This is a genomic window from Vibrio tubiashii ATCC 19109 (assembly GCF_000772105.1).
In the GTDB taxonomy this organism is placed as follows: Bacteria; Pseudomonadota; Gammaproteobacteria; order Enterobacterales; family Vibrionaceae; genus Vibrio; species Vibrio tubiashii.
Map to the genome: position 1 here is coordinate 2,896,374 of NZ_CP009354.1, position 17,312 is coordinate 2,913,685.

At 45.9% G+C, this 17,312-nt stretch carries 13 protein-coding genes and 1 riboswitch; of the genes, 6 read left to right on the top strand and 7 right to left on the bottom strand.

The annotated features are described in order from the left end of the window. Positions 1–15 precede the first annotated feature (15 nt). The 5 genes from IX91_RS13190 to IX91_RS13210 form a co-directional block, all read right to left on the bottom strand. Positions 16–321 carry an MSHA biogenesis protein MshK gene (locus tag IX91_RS13190; protein ID WP_408068356.1) on the bottom strand — a complete coding sequence of 102 codons (306 nt, stop codon included), beginning with the start codon at positions 319–321 and terminating at the stop codon, positions 16–18. Positions 322–331: 10 nt separating this feature from the next. Further along, positions 332–982 carry a type II secretion system protein M gene (locus IX91_RS13195; RefSeq protein WP_004747192.1) on the bottom strand — a complete coding sequence of 217 codons (651 nt, stop codon included), beginning with the start codon at positions 980–982 and terminating at the stop codon, positions 332–334. After that, complete coding sequence (locus IX91_RS13200) at positions 982–2,424, bottom strand: hypothetical protein (RefSeq protein WP_004747190.1); 1,443 nt, start codon at positions 2,422–2,424, stop codon at positions 982–984. Before IX91_RS13200 ends, IX91_RS13195 begins: the two co-directional genes overlap by 1 nt. Before the next feature lie 8 nt (positions 2,425–2,432). Further along, positions 2,433–4,451: an RNase E specificity factor CsrD gene (gene csrD / locus IX91_RS13205; RefSeq protein ID WP_004747187.1), complete on the bottom strand. Its 2,019-nt coding sequence runs from the start codon at positions 4,449–4,451 to the stop codon at positions 2,433–2,435. Positions 4,452–4,615: 164 nt separating this feature from the next. Further along, on the bottom strand, positions 4,616–5,152 hold the full coding sequence (locus IX91_RS13210) for a single-stranded DNA-binding protein (protein WP_004747186.1): 537 nt from the start codon (positions 5,150–5,152) through the stop codon (positions 4,616–4,618). 283 nt (positions 5,153–5,435) lie between these two features. Between IX91_RS13210 and IX91_RS13215 the strand changes: the two genes are divergently transcribed. The 4 genes from IX91_RS13215 (at position 5,436) to IX91_RS13230 (ending at position 11,935) form a co-directional block, all read left to right on the top strand. Further along, positions 5,436–6,086 (top strand): LuxR C-terminal-related transcriptional regulator, encoded by a 651-nt coding sequence (locus IX91_RS13215; RefSeq protein ID WP_004747184.1) that lies wholly within the window; start codon positions 5,436–5,438, stop codon positions 6,084–6,086. A gap of 118 nt (positions 6,087–6,204) precedes the next feature. Continuing rightward, the gene (galU, locus tag IX91_RS13220) at positions 6,205–7,080 is read left to right on the top strand and encodes a UTP--glucose-1-phosphate uridylyltransferase GalU (protein ID WP_004747183.1); all 876 of its coding nucleotides are present in this window, start codon (positions 6,205–6,207) and stop codon (positions 7,078–7,080) included. A 140-nt stretch (positions 7,081–7,220) separates the two neighbouring features. Beyond that, positions 7,221–10,043 carry an excinuclease ABC subunit UvrA gene (gene uvrA / locus IX91_RS13225; protein WP_004747181.1) on the top strand — a complete coding sequence of 941 codons (2,823 nt, stop codon included), beginning with the start codon at positions 7,221–7,223 and terminating at the stop codon, positions 10,041–10,043. 116 nt (positions 10,044–10,159) lie between these two features. Beyond that, the gene (locus IX91_RS13230) at positions 10,160–11,935 is read left to right on the top strand and encodes a PglL family O-oligosaccharyltransferase (protein ID WP_004747179.1); all 1,776 of its coding nucleotides are present in this window, start codon (positions 10,160–10,162) and stop codon (positions 11,933–11,935) included. Between the two features lie 64 nt (positions 11,936–11,999). Here the strand turns inward: IX91_RS13230 and IX91_RS13235 are convergent, their stop codons facing one another. Next, on the bottom strand, positions 12,000–13,121 hold the full coding sequence (locus IX91_RS13235) for a pyridoxal-phosphate-dependent aminotransferase family protein (protein ID WP_004747178.1): 1,122 nt from the start codon (positions 13,119–13,121) through the stop codon (positions 12,000–12,002). Between the two features lie 231 nt (positions 13,122–13,352). Then, positions 13,353–13,530: riboswitch (Lysine riboswitch) on the top strand. A gap of 118 nt (positions 13,531–13,648) precedes the next feature. Here IX91_RS13235 and lysC point away from each other — a divergent pair. Then, positions 13,649–15,001 carry a lysine-sensitive aspartokinase 3 gene (gene lysC, locus IX91_RS13240; protein WP_004747177.1) on the top strand — a complete coding sequence of 451 codons (1,353 nt, stop codon included), beginning with the start codon at positions 13,649–13,651 and terminating at the stop codon, positions 14,999–15,001. Between the two features lie 190 nt (positions 15,002–15,191). Here lysC and pmbA read toward each other — a convergent pair whose 3' ends face one another. After that, the gene (pmbA, locus tag IX91_RS13245) at positions 15,192–16,535 is read right to left on the bottom strand and encodes a metalloprotease PmbA (protein ID WP_004747175.1); all 1,344 of its coding nucleotides are present in this window, start codon (positions 16,533–16,535) and stop codon (positions 15,192–15,194) included. A 109-nt stretch (positions 16,536–16,644) separates the two neighbouring features. Between pmbA and yjgA the strand changes: the two genes are divergently transcribed. Further along, complete coding sequence (gene yjgA, locus IX91_RS13250) at positions 16,645–17,172, top strand: ribosome biogenesis factor YjgA (protein WP_004747172.1); 528 nt, start codon at positions 16,645–16,647, stop codon at positions 17,170–17,172. Positions 17,173–17,312 lie beyond the last annotated feature (140 nt).

The window sequence follows — 17,312 nt, forward strand, 5'->3', positions numbered from 1 at the left end:
ACGTTTCCACTGACCTTACTGTTTCACTTCCAGAGAGAAGAGATTTAATTTCCACTGCTTGCCACCTCTAACTAAGGTCACAACTTCTGGTTTTATTTGACTCACTTTGTAGCCGTTCACTTGCTCTCCAGCAAGTACAACCTGACCATTGATAATGGCGCTACACCCTCCCGCTTCCTCGCAGACGATACTTTGTAGCTTAGGCACTGGCTTACGCTTTACTATTGTTGATTTGCTCTGCTGAGGGCTCTGCCAGCCCAGTGGTGCGGTTGGGTCTTGGGATGCTATGACATTAAGAGAGAGCCCAACAGTAAGCAACATAACGATTGTTCTAACCACCAATAAACTCCTGCCTTGTTCCTAAGGTATACACCTCAAGCACTAAACGCGCTGTTGGGTACTCTTCAACCGAGTAATGAAAGCTGCGCCAATAATATTTTACTGGTAACGCTTCGAGCGCCTCTAAATAGTCGACAATGGCAAAATACTTCCCCGTCAGCTCTAATCTGACAGGGTGTACATAGTAACTGGCCAAATTTGAACTGCTTTCATTGCTGACGATAGGCTCTGCCGTTTGAGACTCTAAAGAGACTAAGTGCAAACCTTTAGAGTCTGCCAGTACTTGTTCCAATAGCTGAGCCATTTGACTCGGCGCAATCAGGTTTTCGACAATCGCAGCCAATTGAGTTGACAGTTCTTGGCTCTCTACCATCAGCTGTTTGTACTCTTGATTCAGCTCTTGGTCTGGATCTTTTTGCAACTTTGCGGTCATCAGCAAGATATCTGCTTCTAAGCGCTGCACATTAAGCTTAGTCGAGGTAATGCGCTGTGAGGTTGCTCGGTTTTGCTCAAAAGCAGGTTCAATCAGCAATGTCAGCAACCCAAGGATAATAATCACAAAACCACAGACTGTGATTAAGCCCTTTTCTCTCGCGCTTAGTTGGACAAATCGATCACACCACTGCTGCCAGTACTGCTGCATTATTTACTCTCCTGCTCAGTAGTCTTAAGCTCAAAGGTAATGATGTTCTGCTCATTGCGGCCAATTTTTAGCTTTTCAAACGTTCGCCCAACAAGGTTCAACTCGGTTTTGAACTGATTGACCCAGTTTGGTATGGCTTTCGCTTCACGCGCTAAGCCATGCAAGTCCAATTGAGTGGCATTAATGGTGATGGAGTTTAATGAAATATCATTACGACCAAGTTGAGCTAACGAGCGCATCACCCCTGAGTAACCCAATTGTTGTGAGTCATCGAACTCGCCAACCGCTTGCAATGAATTACGCTTAGCCTCTATCTCTAGCTTAAGTCTAGCGACTGCGGCAACTTTTGCGGGTGTCGGTTTATGCTGAGCGACACGTTGAGTCAAGCTCTCAGCCTGCTGCTTAAACTCAGCTTCTTGCGACAAATAGTTTTTAAGCTCAGAGTCCATTTGACTGTGCTGATATTTTAGTCCGGCATAACCTAGCCCTAACATTAGCGCCGTGACAAGCCAACCCAGCGCTACGTTTTGCAAAGTGAAATACTCTTTGCTCGGCTTTAAGTCATCAGGAAATAAGTTAATTTCCGCTTGCTCTAGCTTATTAGCACTTTCCGCTAGCACAGCACCAGATTCTTGTTCCACATCGGCAAGCGCGGCGACTTTTACACTTAGGCTATCGCCCAAGTTCTGTATTAGTTGTTGCTGCTCTTCCTCATCACAACATACTTGTAACTGGTGCAGTGAAGCCCCCCGCATCTGGGAGGAGAGATAATCAATGGAACGCTGCAGCTCTAGAGCAAGACTATCAAGTTGTAGCGCGCTAGCCGCCATACCCGTCAAGGGGGCTACAACACCACGAATCGTCCTTTGAAAAGCACATTGAGAGTCAACAAACGCGCTAATACGAAATGACCCTTGCTTACTTCTTTGCAGTAGCAAGAAGGTCGTCATATCCCCTGCGGAGTGTCCCCAAACTTCGTCTTCAACTAATACTTCTGATAACTCTATTTTGAGTGCTTGCAAAGACTCATAAAGCCCAACAACCACTGCGCGTTGCAAAACGTAAACCTGAAGCTTGTTGTTGACAGTGGTAGGGGCAGAATCGGCAACGATCTCTGTGACCTTCTCACTGATCAGATCTTTAACCAGGAACGGCAGTGCACTTTTCAGTTCTTCAGCGGGAATGTTGGGCTTATCAAGTTGGAAGGTTTGATAAATATTGGCGTGCAAAACCACTTTTAACGAGATGTTGGCAATATTCGCGTCACGTAAGGTTTTAAGTAGCGCCTCTTGCCATGATATACCTTCAATTGCCACTTGGGTTGGCAAGGAGAAGTCTGCTGAAGCAGAGAAAAAAAGCGCACTAGGTTGCACCACGACACAAACTCCTGCCGTAGCCTGATTGCTGCTTTTAAACTTTCCTATCAAAGATTGAATCTTCATCTTTATATCTACGCTTTGCGCCAACGGTTGCGGCGTCCAATTTGTACTTTGTTCTGCTTAACCTGCATAGGTTCTTTGCGCTCAACTACTTTTGGCTTAGGCAACATCTGCTGCTCCGCCGCCAAAAATCGCCCTTGAATGCCGTGAACACCAAGCTCAAGCATGGTTCTGTGCTCTTGCTTATTATCGACACCTACGGCGATAACCTGAGTTTTTAGTCCCGCACATGCCCCGAGTAAACTGCGCACGAACAACTGGTTTTCATGACGTTGGTCGATTCTCTTAATTAAACTTCGGTGTAGCTTCAGGTAGCTAACAGGGAACTCTTTTAGGTAGTGAGTACTCACAATAGAACGACCTGCTTGACCAACAACAACACGACTGCCTAAGCCTGTAATCATTTTTGCCACCGGGCGAATATAATCTAAATGTTTAACCAAACGAGCTTCAGCAAATTCAAAAGATAGCCTAGCTCTTTGCTCGCTAGTCAGTTGCAGCAACTCATCACGAAACCATTTAAAGAAACTCCGTTCGGCAAAAGGTATCACATGCAGGTTAATAGAGTAACTGTTTGAATCATTTGAATGTCTTATATGGCGAATTATTGTTTTCACCACAGCTTTATCTAGTGTTGCCTCATAACCAATAGACTCAACCGCTGAGTTAAAACGAGAAGCCTTTATAACCCCTTTTTCGGGATCATTAATACGCGCAAACAGTTCAAAATGTTCGACGGAGGGCTCATTGCGTTTATCTAATAAATAGCAGGGCTGGGAAAAGATATAGAGTTGATCAGGTTGTAGCGCGACATCCAATAGCGTGCGCCAACGAACACTGCCGCGCTCTTCATCCTGATTAACGTGTTTTTGAAAACGACTCCAAGTATTGATTCGTTGCAACTGGGCACTCTTCAATGCTGTTTCAGCTTCATCAAGAACCCGACCTTGGCTTTCGCCTTCGCGGTACATACTGACACCAATATGCACCCAGTTGTCACTTTCTAACGGCGAAGGAGGTGCTAACTTAGCAAGTTGTTTGAGACATTGGGCTGCCACATTGGAGACTTCTTTGCTCGAAAGGTTTGGCGCGAAAATCGCAAAGTCAGAGCTGTAATAACGCGACAAGATCACATCTGGGTAACGCTGTATCACATTACTCAACCCTTCACCGACACTGATGAGGAAATCATTCGCTACCTGTTTATCGTGGTCTTCTTCAATTTGCTCCCAATCATCTACCCGCAGAATTAGTATTCCACCACGAGAACCGTGCTCAGACAGTGCCGCTTCTAACTTGCTATCAAACAACACTCGGTTTGCCGCCCCGGTTAGCTGATCAAGAAACGTCTGACTACGAATAAAGGTATCGAAACGGCTACGCTCTTGGCGAGCATCTTGCAACTCTTCAATAAGTCGGTCTAATGCCTGACTTGCGGTAAATGGCCACTCTTTATCATCGCCAACCGAATGCTCTTCTACTCTTCCGGCGAGAATCATCCTCCCGCGCTCTTCCAGTAGCTCGGAGCCATGTAACTGCTCTTTCAGCCATTTGAGCCCCCTCACCAAGCAAAATACGATAAACGCAACCGCTAGAGTGATAGACCACAAAGCTTGGATTGAATAGCCATAACCGATATAGGGTGGTACCGCTTTGAAATGTATCCGATAACCTTGATTGCGCTCCAACGTATACCCAGCTTCGTAGAGCAATGCGGTGTCAACTTTTGACGAAGTATCTTTAAAACGGTAAATCACGCCAAACTCGGACAGCAGTTCCATCTCAACAATGTTAGACGCTTGAAGCATTTTAGGCATCCATCTTTGCAGCGAGTAGGCGGCATCAGGATCTTCCATCTCTTTATCAAGCACTTCCACAATGCCTTTAAGAGATTGATCGAGATATTCTTGACCAAGACGTTTAAACGATAAGGTGCCACCTAAGAAAAGGATAAACATTGCACTAATAACGATCATGGTTACAAAAGCAACCAGTCGAGTACTGAGCTTTAAGGTAGGGGTATACCTCATGAATCGAGAATTCCTTTTCTAAACAGACAATCGGTTTATTTATATTGAAGAGGCTAACAATCAACTTGGTAATAAACAGAAGCTGATGACAACAATAGCCTTAGCTCTCTATTTACTATATAAAAAAGCCGCGACTTGCGCGGCTTTTTTTCAATAACAGACACTTAGAATGGGATGTCGTCATCAAAATCCATTGGCGGCTCATTGTACTGAGGCTGAGCTTGTTGTGGTTGTGACTGCGGCTGTTGAGCTGGTTGATGCTGCATTGCAGGCTGCTGAGGTTGTCCCCATCCACCTTGTTGAGGTTGCTGCTGTTGGCCCATACCTTGACCTGGAGCTCCGCCTTGAGCACGGCTACCAAGCATTTGCATTACGCCGTTAAAGCCTTGAACGACAACTTCTGTTGTGTAGCGATCTTGACCACTTTGATCTTGCCACTTACGAGTTTGAAGTTGGCCTTCAACGTAAACTTGAGAGCCCTTACGTAGATATTCACCAGCAACTTCAGCTAACTTGCCGAATAGTGCAACACGGTGCCATTCCGTTTTTTCACGCTGTTCGCCAGTGGCTTTATCACGCCACGATTCAGACGTCGCGATAGTAATATTGGCTACAGCACCGCCACTTGGCATGTAACGTACTTCTGGGTCAGAGCCCAGATTACCGACTAAAATAACTTTGTTAACTCCACGGCTAGCCATGTTTCGCTCCGTCTAACTTTGGTATTGATTAAGAAATAGCGCAATAGGATAACACGCTTTGCGCTCGGTACAAATCTCTGTCGCTACAATGTCTAGAATCGAGATCTTGCTATATCCTGCGCGACGTAATTTTAGAGAAAACTCAAAACTTATCGAGATTGAGAAATTAGTTAATTACCGAATGATATGAAATAAAACGCAAAGCTTGCACCTCAACTCGCACATAATTCTCCTTTAAGTCACTCTAAATAAAAACATAATCAATGTCAGTAACGAGGGACTTATGGCTAAAAACATCTATGCACGAACTATTTACTTTCTCACAGAAAACAAGTCTGTAAATCCAATCATTGAACGTTTAGAGAGACAAATGGAGATCGCTATCCCGACAATGGCACCCGATGATTTGTTACTCGCCCTACAGCAGTATAAGCATCGCATCTTGATCATTGATTACCAAGAATATACCCAACTTAAAAACGTGATTAGTGAACTCCCTTTGGCAGACAAATCATTTGAAACCATCATTTTTAATGTCTCTCATCGTTTGACCACAGACGAGCTATTGGCATTTGGTCATTTGAAAGCTGTCTTCTACCAAGATATAGACATAGAGCAGCTCGTCAAAGGATATGAAGGGGTTATCAATGGTGAAACTTGGTTGCCAAGAAAAGTCACGGCACAGTTACTGTTCCACTACCGTAATGTTGTTGACACCCATACCACGCCCGCAACCGTCGACTTAACCACTAGAGAAATGCAAATTTTGCGCTGTTTAATGTCTGGGGCTTCCAACACTCAAATCGCAGACGATATGTTTATCAGTGAGTTCACCGTTAAATCTCACTTGCAGAAGGTTTTTAAGAAACTAAGCGTCAAGAATCGTGTCCAGGCTGCCGCTTGGGCCAAACAACATATGCGGCCAATGTCTTAATTCTAAAACCAGGTTATATTTGGTTGTTTTTCTAGATACTCGTTCATCAACAATTCACCTCCCATGTGGTATTGTTGCGCCAACTAAAGAATAAGTATCTATAGCAAAGGGTTGAATCATGATTAAAAAATGCCTGTTTCCGGCAGCGGGTTACGGTACACGTTTCCTACCAGCCACCAAATCAATGCCAAAAGAGATGATGCCGGTAGTCAACAAACCGCTTATTGAATATGGCGTCGAGGAAGCTATCCAAGCAGGCATGAATGGGATGTGTATTGTGACGGGCCGTGGCAAGCACTCAATCATGGATCACTTCGACAAGAACTATGAACTTGAGCACCAGATCAGCGGTACCAACAAAGAAGAACTGCTAGTCGATATTCGCGATATTATCGAGAGTGCTAACTTCACCTACATTCGTCAGCGCGAGATGAAAGGCTTAGGCCATGCAATTTTGACCGGCAAAGAGCTAGTCGGCGATGAGCCTTTTGCTGTCGTACTTGCAGACGACTTGTGCGTCAACGAACAAGAAGGGGTCTTGGCGCAAATGGTAGCACTGTTCAAGCAGTTCCGTTGTTCCATTGTCGCAGTGCAAGAAGTACCAGAAAATGAGACCCATAAATACGGCGTCATCTCAGGTGAAATGATCAAAGACGACATCTTCCGCGTCGATGACATGGTTGAAAAGCCAGAACCAGGCACAGCACCAAGCAACTTAGCCATCATTGGCCGCTATATCCTTACTCCAGATATTTTTGAACTGATCGAAAACACTGAACCGGGTAAAGGTGGTGAGATTCAAATTACAGATGCGTTGCTTAAACAAGCGAAAGCAGGCTGCGTATTGGCATACAAATTCAAAGGAAAACGCTTTGACTGTGGTAGCGTCGAGGGTTATATCGAAGCGACGAACTACTGTTTCGAAAACATGTATTTAAAAGACGCGCATAAATCTGAGTTAGGTAAACAAAAGACAACCAAAGAAAACGCTTAGTCCACTCAGACATTGCAATCACTTCTAAAGGCAGCCTAATCGCTGCCTTTTCCTTTACTGTTTTTTTATCCAGTATTTCTTTGCACAATTCTCACACTATGTAATACTTAGCCAACTTGTTGTTACCTAGAGTGTTGAGAATGGATCAGATAGAAGTCCGCGGTGCCCGCACCCATAACCTGAAAAATATTAACGTAACCATACCTCGTGATAAGTTGATCGTGATTACAGGTCTATCTGGTTCAGGTAAGTCATCACTCGCTTTTGATACCTTGTATGCTGAAGGGCAACGTCGCTACGTCGAATCGTTATCCGCTTATGCTCGCCAGTTCCTCTCTTTAATGGAAAAACCTGATGTTGACCATATTGAAGGCCTGTCTCCAGCGATCTCAATAGAGCAGAAATCAACCTCGCATAACCCACGCTCAACCGTTGGTACCATTACTGAAGTCTACGACTATCTAAGACTACTCTATGCTCGTGTTGGTGAGCCACGCTGTCCTGACCACAAAGTTCCACTAGCTGCCCAAACCGTTTCTCAGATGGTGGATAAAGTACTTGAGCTGCCAGAAGGTGCCAAGATGATGCTACTGGCTCCCATCGTTAAGGAGCGTAAAGGTGAGCACGTCAAAACACTAGAAAATCTTGCAGCTCAAGGTTTTATTCGTGCGCGAATTGATGGTGAAACCTGTGATCTTTCCGATCCACCGACGCTAGAACTGCATAAAAAGCACACCATTGAAGTGGTTGTCGACCGCTTTAAGGTGCGCGGTGATCTTCAACAGCGTCTTGCCGAATCGTTTGAAACCGCACTGGAGCTGTCTGGCGGTATTGCTGTTGTTGCTGCTATGGACGGTGACGGAGAAGAAATCGTCTTCTCTGCAAACTTCGCTTGTCCACACTGTGGCTATAGCATGCAAGAGCTAGAACCTCGCCTATTTTCCTTCAATAACCCTGCTGGTGCTTGCCACACTTGTGATGGACTTGGTGTTCAGCAGTACTTTGATCCTGCGCGAGTGATCGTCGACGATTCATTGAGCCTAGCAGAAGGAGCAATCCGAGGCTGGGACCAGAAAAACTATTACTACTTCCAGATGCTCTCTTCTCTGGCAGAGCACTACGATTTCGACCTTAAGGCGCCATTTAACTCACTGCCAAAGAAAATTCGTGATGTCATTCTGACTGGCTCTGGACGTACTGAAGTTGAGTTTAAATACATCAATGACCGTGGTGACATTCGGGTTAAACGTCACCCATTTGAAGGGATATTGAATACCCTCGAACGCCGCTATCGTGATACTGAATCCAATGCAGTGCGTGAAGATTTGGCTAAATATATCTCGACCAAAACCTGTTCTAGCTGTGATGGTAGTCGCCTGCGTCTAGAAGCACGTAATGTGTTTATTGGTGATACTACACTGCCCGAGATTGTTGAGCTAAGCATTGCTGACGCATTAGGCTTCTTTGCTTCTTTGCAACTTGAAGGACAACGCGCTCAGATCGCCGAAAAAGTAATGAAGGAGATCAATGATCGCCTGCAGTTTCTGGTTAACGTCGGCTTGAACTACCTAAATCTATCTCGCAGTGCAGAGACCTTATCTGGTGGTGAAGCTCAACGTATTCGTCTTGCGAGCCAGATAGGTGCAGGGCTGGTTGGTGTGATGTACGTTCTCGATGAGCCTTCAATCGGCCTACATCAGCGAGATAACGAACGCCTACTTAAAACTCTGACTCACCTACGTGACCTAGGCAATACAGTGTTAGTAGTTGAGCATGATGAAGATGCCATTCGCATTGCTGATCACGTGATTGATATTGGCCCTGGCGCTGGCGTCCACGGTGGTAACGTGGTTGCAGAAGGGACAATGGAGGAGATTATTGCCAACCCGAATTCAGTAACCGGACAGTATCTCAGCGGCAAAAAAGAAATCTCTATCCCAAGTAATCGTACGCCTAAAGACAGCAAGAAGGTTGTCGAGCTGATTGGCGCTTCAGGCAATAACTTAAAAGATGTCACTTTAGAGATTCCAGTCGGTCTATTTAGCTGTATTACCGGTGTGTCTGGTTCAGGTAAATCAACCCTTATCAACGACACTTTCTTTAAGATTGCCCATACTCAGCTAAACGGTGCAACGACCGCTATGCCTGCGCCATATAAGAAGATTAAAGGGTTGGAGCATTTTGATAAAGTAATCGATATCGACCAGAGCCCGATTGGTCGTACACCTCGTTCAAACCCAGCTACCTACACAGGTATTTTTACCCCAATTCGTGAATTATTTGCCGGAACTCAAGAGTCACGTTCTCGTGGCTATAAGCCGGGTCGCTTTAGTTTCAATGTACGCGGTGGTCGTTGTGAGGCTTGCCAAGGCGACGGGGTGATTAAAGTCGAAATGCACTTCCTGCCAGATGTTTATGTGCCATGTGATGTATGTAAGGGCAAGCGTTACAATCGCGAAACCTTAGAAGTTCGCTACAAAGGCAAGACAATCGATGAAGTGCTGGAAATGACTGTCGAAGATGCACGCGAGTTCTTTGACCCAGTTCCCGTGATTGCTCGCAAGTTACAAACCTTAATGGATGTGGGTCTATCCTACATTCGCTTAGGCCAGGCCGCGACGACCCTATCCGGTGGTGAAGCGCAGCGTGTCAAGTTAGCTCGTGAACTGTCTAAACGAGATACAGGTAAAACCCTATACATTTTGGATGAGCCAACAACAGGCTTACACTTCCACGATATTCAGCAATTACTCACGGTGCTGCATCGCCTGCGTGACCATGGCAACACCGTAGTCGTGATTGAACACAACCTTGATGTGATCAAAACCGCGGACTGGATTGTGGATTTAGGACCAGAAGGTGGTCAAGGAGGTGGTGAAATCATCGCTCAAGGCACGCCAGAAGATGTGTCTCTCATCGAAAGCTCTCATACTGCCCGATTCCTCAAGCCTATGTTAAAATAGCAATTAATAGTAAAATTCACAGACCAGTGTAATACCAATCGGGATAAGTAGATGTCCAGATAACTATTCTGATTGGTATCCGATCGCTGGTCTGTTTGTTTGAGGTATCAAGATTTATGGCGACCACACATGTAGCAGGGACAGAGCTTGAATTAAAGGCGCCAAAGATCCCTTTAACCAGACCTTTCTTAGTCACTATCGGGATACTCTTCCTGTTAGCGATGCACTTTTTTATGCCCAATCCGGGTGGCGCAGGCCTCGCATTAGCCTTTAACCCCACAACTTGGCTTGTGGTGAGTTTCTCTATTGCGATAGGTTTATATCAACTCGGTAGCTACGGCAGCTTAAGATACAACAAGCTCACAATAGGTTTGTTTGTGTGCTGTATAATGCTCACCCTACCCGTGCTCTATTCAGGTTCGAATCTTGAGCTATCGTTAGGAAAACTCACTGGTCTTTGGACAGGTTATATTCTGTTTGTTGTCTTACAGCAATTTCGCTTCAGCAACAAACAAAAGCAGCGTCTACTCTGGTTTATCACCATTGCGGTCTTTATCGAAGCTATGTTCGGCTGGGTACAGTATTTGACCTTAGAGCCGGGCAATTTCTTTGGCTACAACACCGACTCAAACCGCCCTTACGGCATCTTTCAGCAACCCAATGTGATGGCAAGTTTTCTAGCCACAGGATTAGCGCTATCTGGCTATTTACTCACCCGTCATCCGACTAAGTACCAACGTAAAGTCAGTGAAGTGGCATTGTTGTATTTGATGCCCGTTGCGACTGTACCACTGTTGGTTGTATTGGCTTCGCGCACAGGTTGGTTGGCCGCAGTTCTTTCTATTGCCCTCTTGATTCCGTACGTATTTAGATTTGCAACCAAAAAACGCTTTGTCGGTTGGATAGTGGCCATAATTGTGGGAACTGGGCTAGGCTTTTCAACCCCATTAATGACCGGGCAAGATGACTCTTTAGTGGAACAGAAGAGCAATCTAGAGAGCCCGAGAAGATATACTTTTCCTCAAGCACTCGACATGCTGATCGAAAAGCCGTTTACCGGCTATGGTTATGGTCGATTTGAGCCAGAGTATATGGTGTACACGGCGAGACAACACCAGCTAAATCCGAGTTATAAACCTGGTTTAGCGGCAATGGACCATCCACATAACGAATTGCTCTACTGGGGAGTTGAAGGTGGCTTACTGCCCCTGCTCGCCATCATACTCGCGGCGCTTTTTGTTCTTGCTAGGCTTTATCAAGCGAAGAAAGGCACACGCTTGGCAATGTTTGCCTTGTTTGTTCCCATCGTTCTGCACAGTCAGCTTGAGTATCCGTTTTATCATTCAGCGATTCACTGGATAACCTTTGTCATTCTGCTCTACTGGGTTGATCAAAGGGCGAGCAGTTATCGCCAAGCACCATTTAGTATTATCTCCAAGACGGCGCTACGGGTGTCTAGTTTAGTCATACCAATAGTGACAAGCTTTTATATGCTGACCACTTTACATACCAATTATGTGCTTACCCAGTTTGAGCGCTCACAGCCCAAAGATCCTGACATACTCAACCAAGTCACCAATCCAGTGGTTTGGAAAGATAGATACGATTGGGATATCTATAGCACCTATCTCAATATTGGCTTATACAAGCAAGATCCCCAGTTTATCCAGCCATACATAGATTGGTCACTGAAGATTATTAAAGATAAACCTCGTCCTGCTTTCTATAACAATTTGATCTTGGCCTATCAAGGGCTGGGAGACAGTGTTAAAGCGGAGCAAATTCGCAGCGAAGCGCAGTTCCTATTCCCTGAGCAGGATTTCTCCGAGGTGCAGTACATCCCACCGAATATCGATGCCTTAAAGGCGGACAGTGAAAAAGAGACTAACTAGAGTCTATAGATATAATTAAGGCGACCATCAGGTCGCCTTATTAATTGATATGTTATTGAGACTGCTATTGCGTCAATGCCTCTTCGAGTGCTCGTAAGCATAAGGCAACATTTTCAGCGCGAGCACCGTAACCCATCAAGCCAATACGCCACGCTTTACCGGCTAAAGCGCCTAAACCAGCACCAATTTCTAGATTGTAAGTCTCTAGTAGGTGAGTTCTCACTTTCGCTTCATCAATACCTTGCGGAACATAAATGGCGTTGAGCTGAGGTAAACGAGAGCCCTGCTCGACAACGAACTCAAAGCCTAGCTTCTCCAAGCCTTGTTTGAGTTTCTCATGCATGTCTCGATGTCGCTGCCACGCATTTTCTAGCCCTTCATTTTTTAGAATCAACAGAGACTCATGCAGAGCATATAAGCTGTTGACGGGTGCAGTGTGGTGATAACTACGCTTTCCTTCACCGCTCCAATAGCCAAGTACTAAACTCTGATCTAGGAACCAACTTTGCACTGGTGTGGTACGTGCTTGAATTTTCTCTATCGCAGCCGGAGAAAAGGTCACCGGAGAAAGACCCGGAACACAAGAAAGACACTTCTGACTGCCTGAATAAACCGCATCTAGTTGCCATTCATCGACCTTAAGCGGTACCCCACCAAGTGAAGTCACCGCATCCACAATGGATAGTAGGCCATATTGCTTCGCCAACTTACCCAAAGCCTCTGCATCACTGCACGCACCCGTCGAGGTTTCAGCATGAACAAAAGCTAGGATTTTTGCATCAGGGTTATCTTTTAACGCTTGCTCGACTTTATCGACAGAGACGGGAGCGCCCCACTCATCATCGACAACTTCGGCAATGCCGCCTGCACGTACAACATTTTCACGCATACGCTCGCCAAACACGCCATTGCGACAAACGATCACCTTTTCACCCGGTTCAATCAGGTTAACGAAACAAGTCTCCATCCCTGCACTCCCTGGCGCAGAAACGGCAATGGTAAACTCATTATCAGTTTGGAAAGCGTACTTGAGCAGCGATTTAAGCTCATCCATCATGCCAACAAATAACGGGTCTAAGTGACCAACCGTCGGGCGACTCAAAGCTTGCAACACTTGAGGAGATATATCTGAAGGCCCAGGTCCCATAAGAATACGGTGAGGGGGGATAAAACTTTGAATCGTCATTGGCAGCTCCTTTTTAATATCACTATAATTTTTGTTCTATCTTTACTTCCTTAAACCCACCTTAATTCAATTCTTTGTTGGCAGCAATTAGCCCAAAGTATTGAGGTCAAACCAGTGTCACAAGTTTGTTAATTATAAAAAGGCATAAAGTTACAAATTCTCATTGACATAGTTCACAGAAAAACGTTCAATGCGGATATGTGGCGAATATTTATGCCACATAGCAAATTATTTTGCAGAAGAGGAGCACTGCCCAGGTAGACGTGTTGTGGAGCCACAAATCCGATACAACACATTGAGGGGGAGTAGTGCCGAGGTAGATCCGAAGTGTCGGTTTGGATCTGTCGGTTGCTAGGGTTGAATCCCTACAACTGTCATCAGCCCAGTCTGATGATGAGCTTCTGAGGAAAGTCATACATATAAAAGACCCCCCTCTCTTTCGCTCAACTCTCTTCATCAAAGCAAAACACTGGATGTTGGTATAGCTACCAAAAGTTTTTATTTTAGGAAGTCGTGGGAGAAATGCTGTGAGCAGTTTTAATGTAGCTAAATTTGGTGGAACAAGCGTTGCTAACTTTGAGGCAATGAGCCGTTGTGCTGCAATTATTGAAAGCAATCCAAATACAAAACTCGTCGTGAGTAGCGCTTGCTCAGGTGTCACTAACCTGCTGGTTGAGCTCGCGAATGGCGTACAAGACCAAGTCCGTCGTAGTGAGATTCTGACTAAACTGGCGCAAATTCATGATGCGGTACTCGAACAGCTTGAAGATGGAACCCAAGCAGCGAGCGATGTTTACGAGATTCTCGACACAGTGACTAGCCTTGCGGAAGCGGCATCGATCCAAGCAAGCCACAAACTAACAGACCACCTAGTCGCATGTGGTGAGCTGATGTCGACTCACCTACTTACCCAATTGATGAAAGAGCGCGGTATCAGCGCAGTACGTTTTGATATTCGTGACATTCTGCGCACCGACAACAATTTCGGTAAAGCAGAGCCACACCTAGACCAGATCAGCGAGCTTGCTCAGCAATCACTGGTGCCACTGTGCCAAGATGCAGTAGTGATTACTCAAGGCTTTATCGGTTCTGACGCCGAAGGCAACACCACTACTTTAGGTCGTGGTGGTAGTGATTACAGTGCAGCCCTAATCGCCGAAGCCGTAGAAGCTTCTGGACTTGAGATTTGGACAGACGTTCCTGGTATTTACACCACAGATCCACGCATTGCTCCTAAAGCTTCTCCAATTCCTGAAATTAGTTTTAGTGAAGCGTCAGAAATGGCGAACTTTGGCGCTAAAATTCTCCACCCATCGACGCTTCTTCCTGCCCTACGCCACGATATTCCTGTATTTGTCGGATCATCGAAAGAGCCACAGAAAGGCGGCACTTGGATTCGTCATCAGGTAGAAAGCTCACCACTATTCCGCGCTCTGGCTCTGCGTTGTAACCAAACTATGGTAACACTGCGCAGCGCTAACATGTTCCATGCCTACGGCTTCCTCGCCAAAGTGTTTGAGATTCTTGCTAAACACAAAATCTCGGTCGACTTGATTACCACTTCAGAGATCAGTGTGTCGCTCACTCTGGATCAAACAGACACTGCTGGCGGCGCACCTCAACTTCCAGAAGCCGCAAGAATTGAGCTAGAAGAGTTATGTACGGTCGAAGTAGAACACAACCTATGCTTGGTTGCTCTGATTGGTAACAATATGAGCGAGAGTAAAGGCTATGCAAAGCAAGTATTCAGCACTTTAGAAGATTTCAACCTGCGTATGATCTGCTACGGTGCGAGCCCACACAACCTCTGTTTCTTAGTTGACGAGTCAGTCTCAAAACAAGCAATTCAGAAGCTGCATACAGAGTTGTTTGAGGAATAAAAGGGATTCGGGATTCGGGATTCGGCTGATACTTTAAAGGGTTGGCATTTTTGCCAACCCTTTCGTTTTGGAGAGCTGGAGAGCTGGAGAGCTGGAGGGCTAAAACTTCAAGACATCGATAAAAGAGTCAAGTCTAGTTCTCCAGCAGCGAAGCGGTCTAGCTATCCTTAGGACGTAGTCCGCTCCTTGTTTACTCCCCCGCAACCTTCATTGATTCAAGCAGGATTGAGCCTGTTTGGATCTGCGAGCGAGTCTCTACATCGTTGCCAACTGCAACAATCTGATTAAACATATCTTTGAGGTTGCTTGCGATGGTAATTTCAGACACTGGGAACTGAATTTCACCGTTCTCTACCCAAAAACCTGCAGCACCACGAGAGTAATCGCCAGTCACGACATTAACGCCTTGGCCCATCACTTCTGTTACAAGCAAGCCAGTACCTAGCTCTTTCAACATTTGCTCAAAGTTCTGACCTGTCGATTTCACAAACCAGTTATGGATACCACCCGCGTGACCTGTAGGCGTCATATCCATTTTACGCGCCGCGTAGCTAGTAAGCAGGTAAGTAGCAAGAACACCATCAGTAATGATCTCGCGGTCTTGGGTAAAGACTCCTTCACTATCAAATGGGCTTGATGCAAGACCACGCAACACATGCGGGCGTTCTGAAACATTAAACCACTCAGGCAGTACTTGCTTACCTAGGTGATCAAGCAAGAAAGAAGATTTACGGTAAAGGTTACCGCCACTGATCGCCATCACTAGGTGACCAAGTAGGCCAGTGGCTACATCAGCCGCAAACATCACTGGATATTGACCTGTTTTTAGCTTCTGCGCATCCAGACGACTAACGGTCTTCTCCGCAGCCTTCTGACCGACAGTTTCTGGCGTCCAAAGCTCATCTTTATGGCGCGCCACTGTGTAGCTGTAATCACGCTCCATTTCACCATTGTTGCCCTGACCAATCACACAGCAGCTCGTGCTATGACGGCTAGAAGCATAGCTAGCGAGCAGTCCATGGCTATTACCATAGACCTTCAAACCATAATGGCTATCGTAACTCGCGCCATCACTTTGTTTGATCTTATCGCTGTAAGAAAGAGCCTGTTGCTCGGCTGCAATCGCTACTTTCGCGGCATAATCTGGATCTGGCGTATCAGGGTGGAATAGGTCTAGATCAGGTACCTCTTGCACCATTAGCTCTTTTGGAGCAGGACCAGCATAAGGATCTTCAGAGGTGTATTGCGCAATATCGAGTGCCGCAAGAACAGTTTGTTGGATCGCTTTGTCACTCAGATCGGAAGTGGATGCACTGCCTTTGCGCTGATTACGGTAAACGGTAATCCCAAGCGCGCCATCACTGTTAAATTCAACGTTCTCCACTTCGCACATACGAGTCGAAACGCTCAGGCCCGTGGTCTTGCTGATCGCGACTTCGGCGGCATCTGATTTCTCTGCTGCCATCTCTAGAGCTTTAGCTACTGCCGCTTCTAACTCAACTCGCTGTTGAGCAACTTGCTGTCTTACGTCCATATTTTCTTTATTTCTTAAGATCAATTGCCTTTAGAATAACAAGAATTTCGCTTTCTCCCCACGATTCTTGTTAAAATAGAGAAATAGATGTTCAAATTAAGGCAGAAAAATGGCACGTAAGAATCAAAAAGCGCCATGGGAAGAGGAAGAAGAGATCATTTGGGTCAGTAAGACCGAATTGAAACGCGACATGGAAGAGCTACAAAAGCTAGGTGAAGAACTCGCGAGCTTGAAGCCGTCCGTGCTAGAAAAATTTCCCTTAAGCGAAGACCTTGCAGAGGCAATTAAGGACGCGCAACGTTTCAAGAACGAAGCTCGCCGCCGTCAACTTCAGTACATCGGCAAGCTGATGCGTTTCGAAGAGACTGAACCACTGCAAGCAGCACTGGATAAAGTACGTAACAAGCATTCGCAAGCGACCGCCGAGCTTCATAAGCTTGAGCAGCTTCGTGACCGCGTGGTAGAAGAAGGCGATAGCGCAATCGGTGATGTTATGGAGCTTTACCCAGCAGCCGATCGTCAACGCTTACGCCAGCTTGCTCGTCAGGCAGCAAAAGAGAAAAAAGCAGGTAAGCCTGCAAAAGCATTCCGCGAAATCTTCCAAGTGCTAAAAGAGCTAAACGAAGAAGAGATTTAAGCCGGAGAGCTGGAGAGCTGGAGAGCTGGAGAGCTGGAGAGCTGGAGAGCTGGAGAGCTGGAGAGCTGGAGAGCTGGAGAGCTGGAGAGCTGGAGAGCTGGAGAATTTTGAGGGTTGACGTGCGAACGTCAACCCTTTTT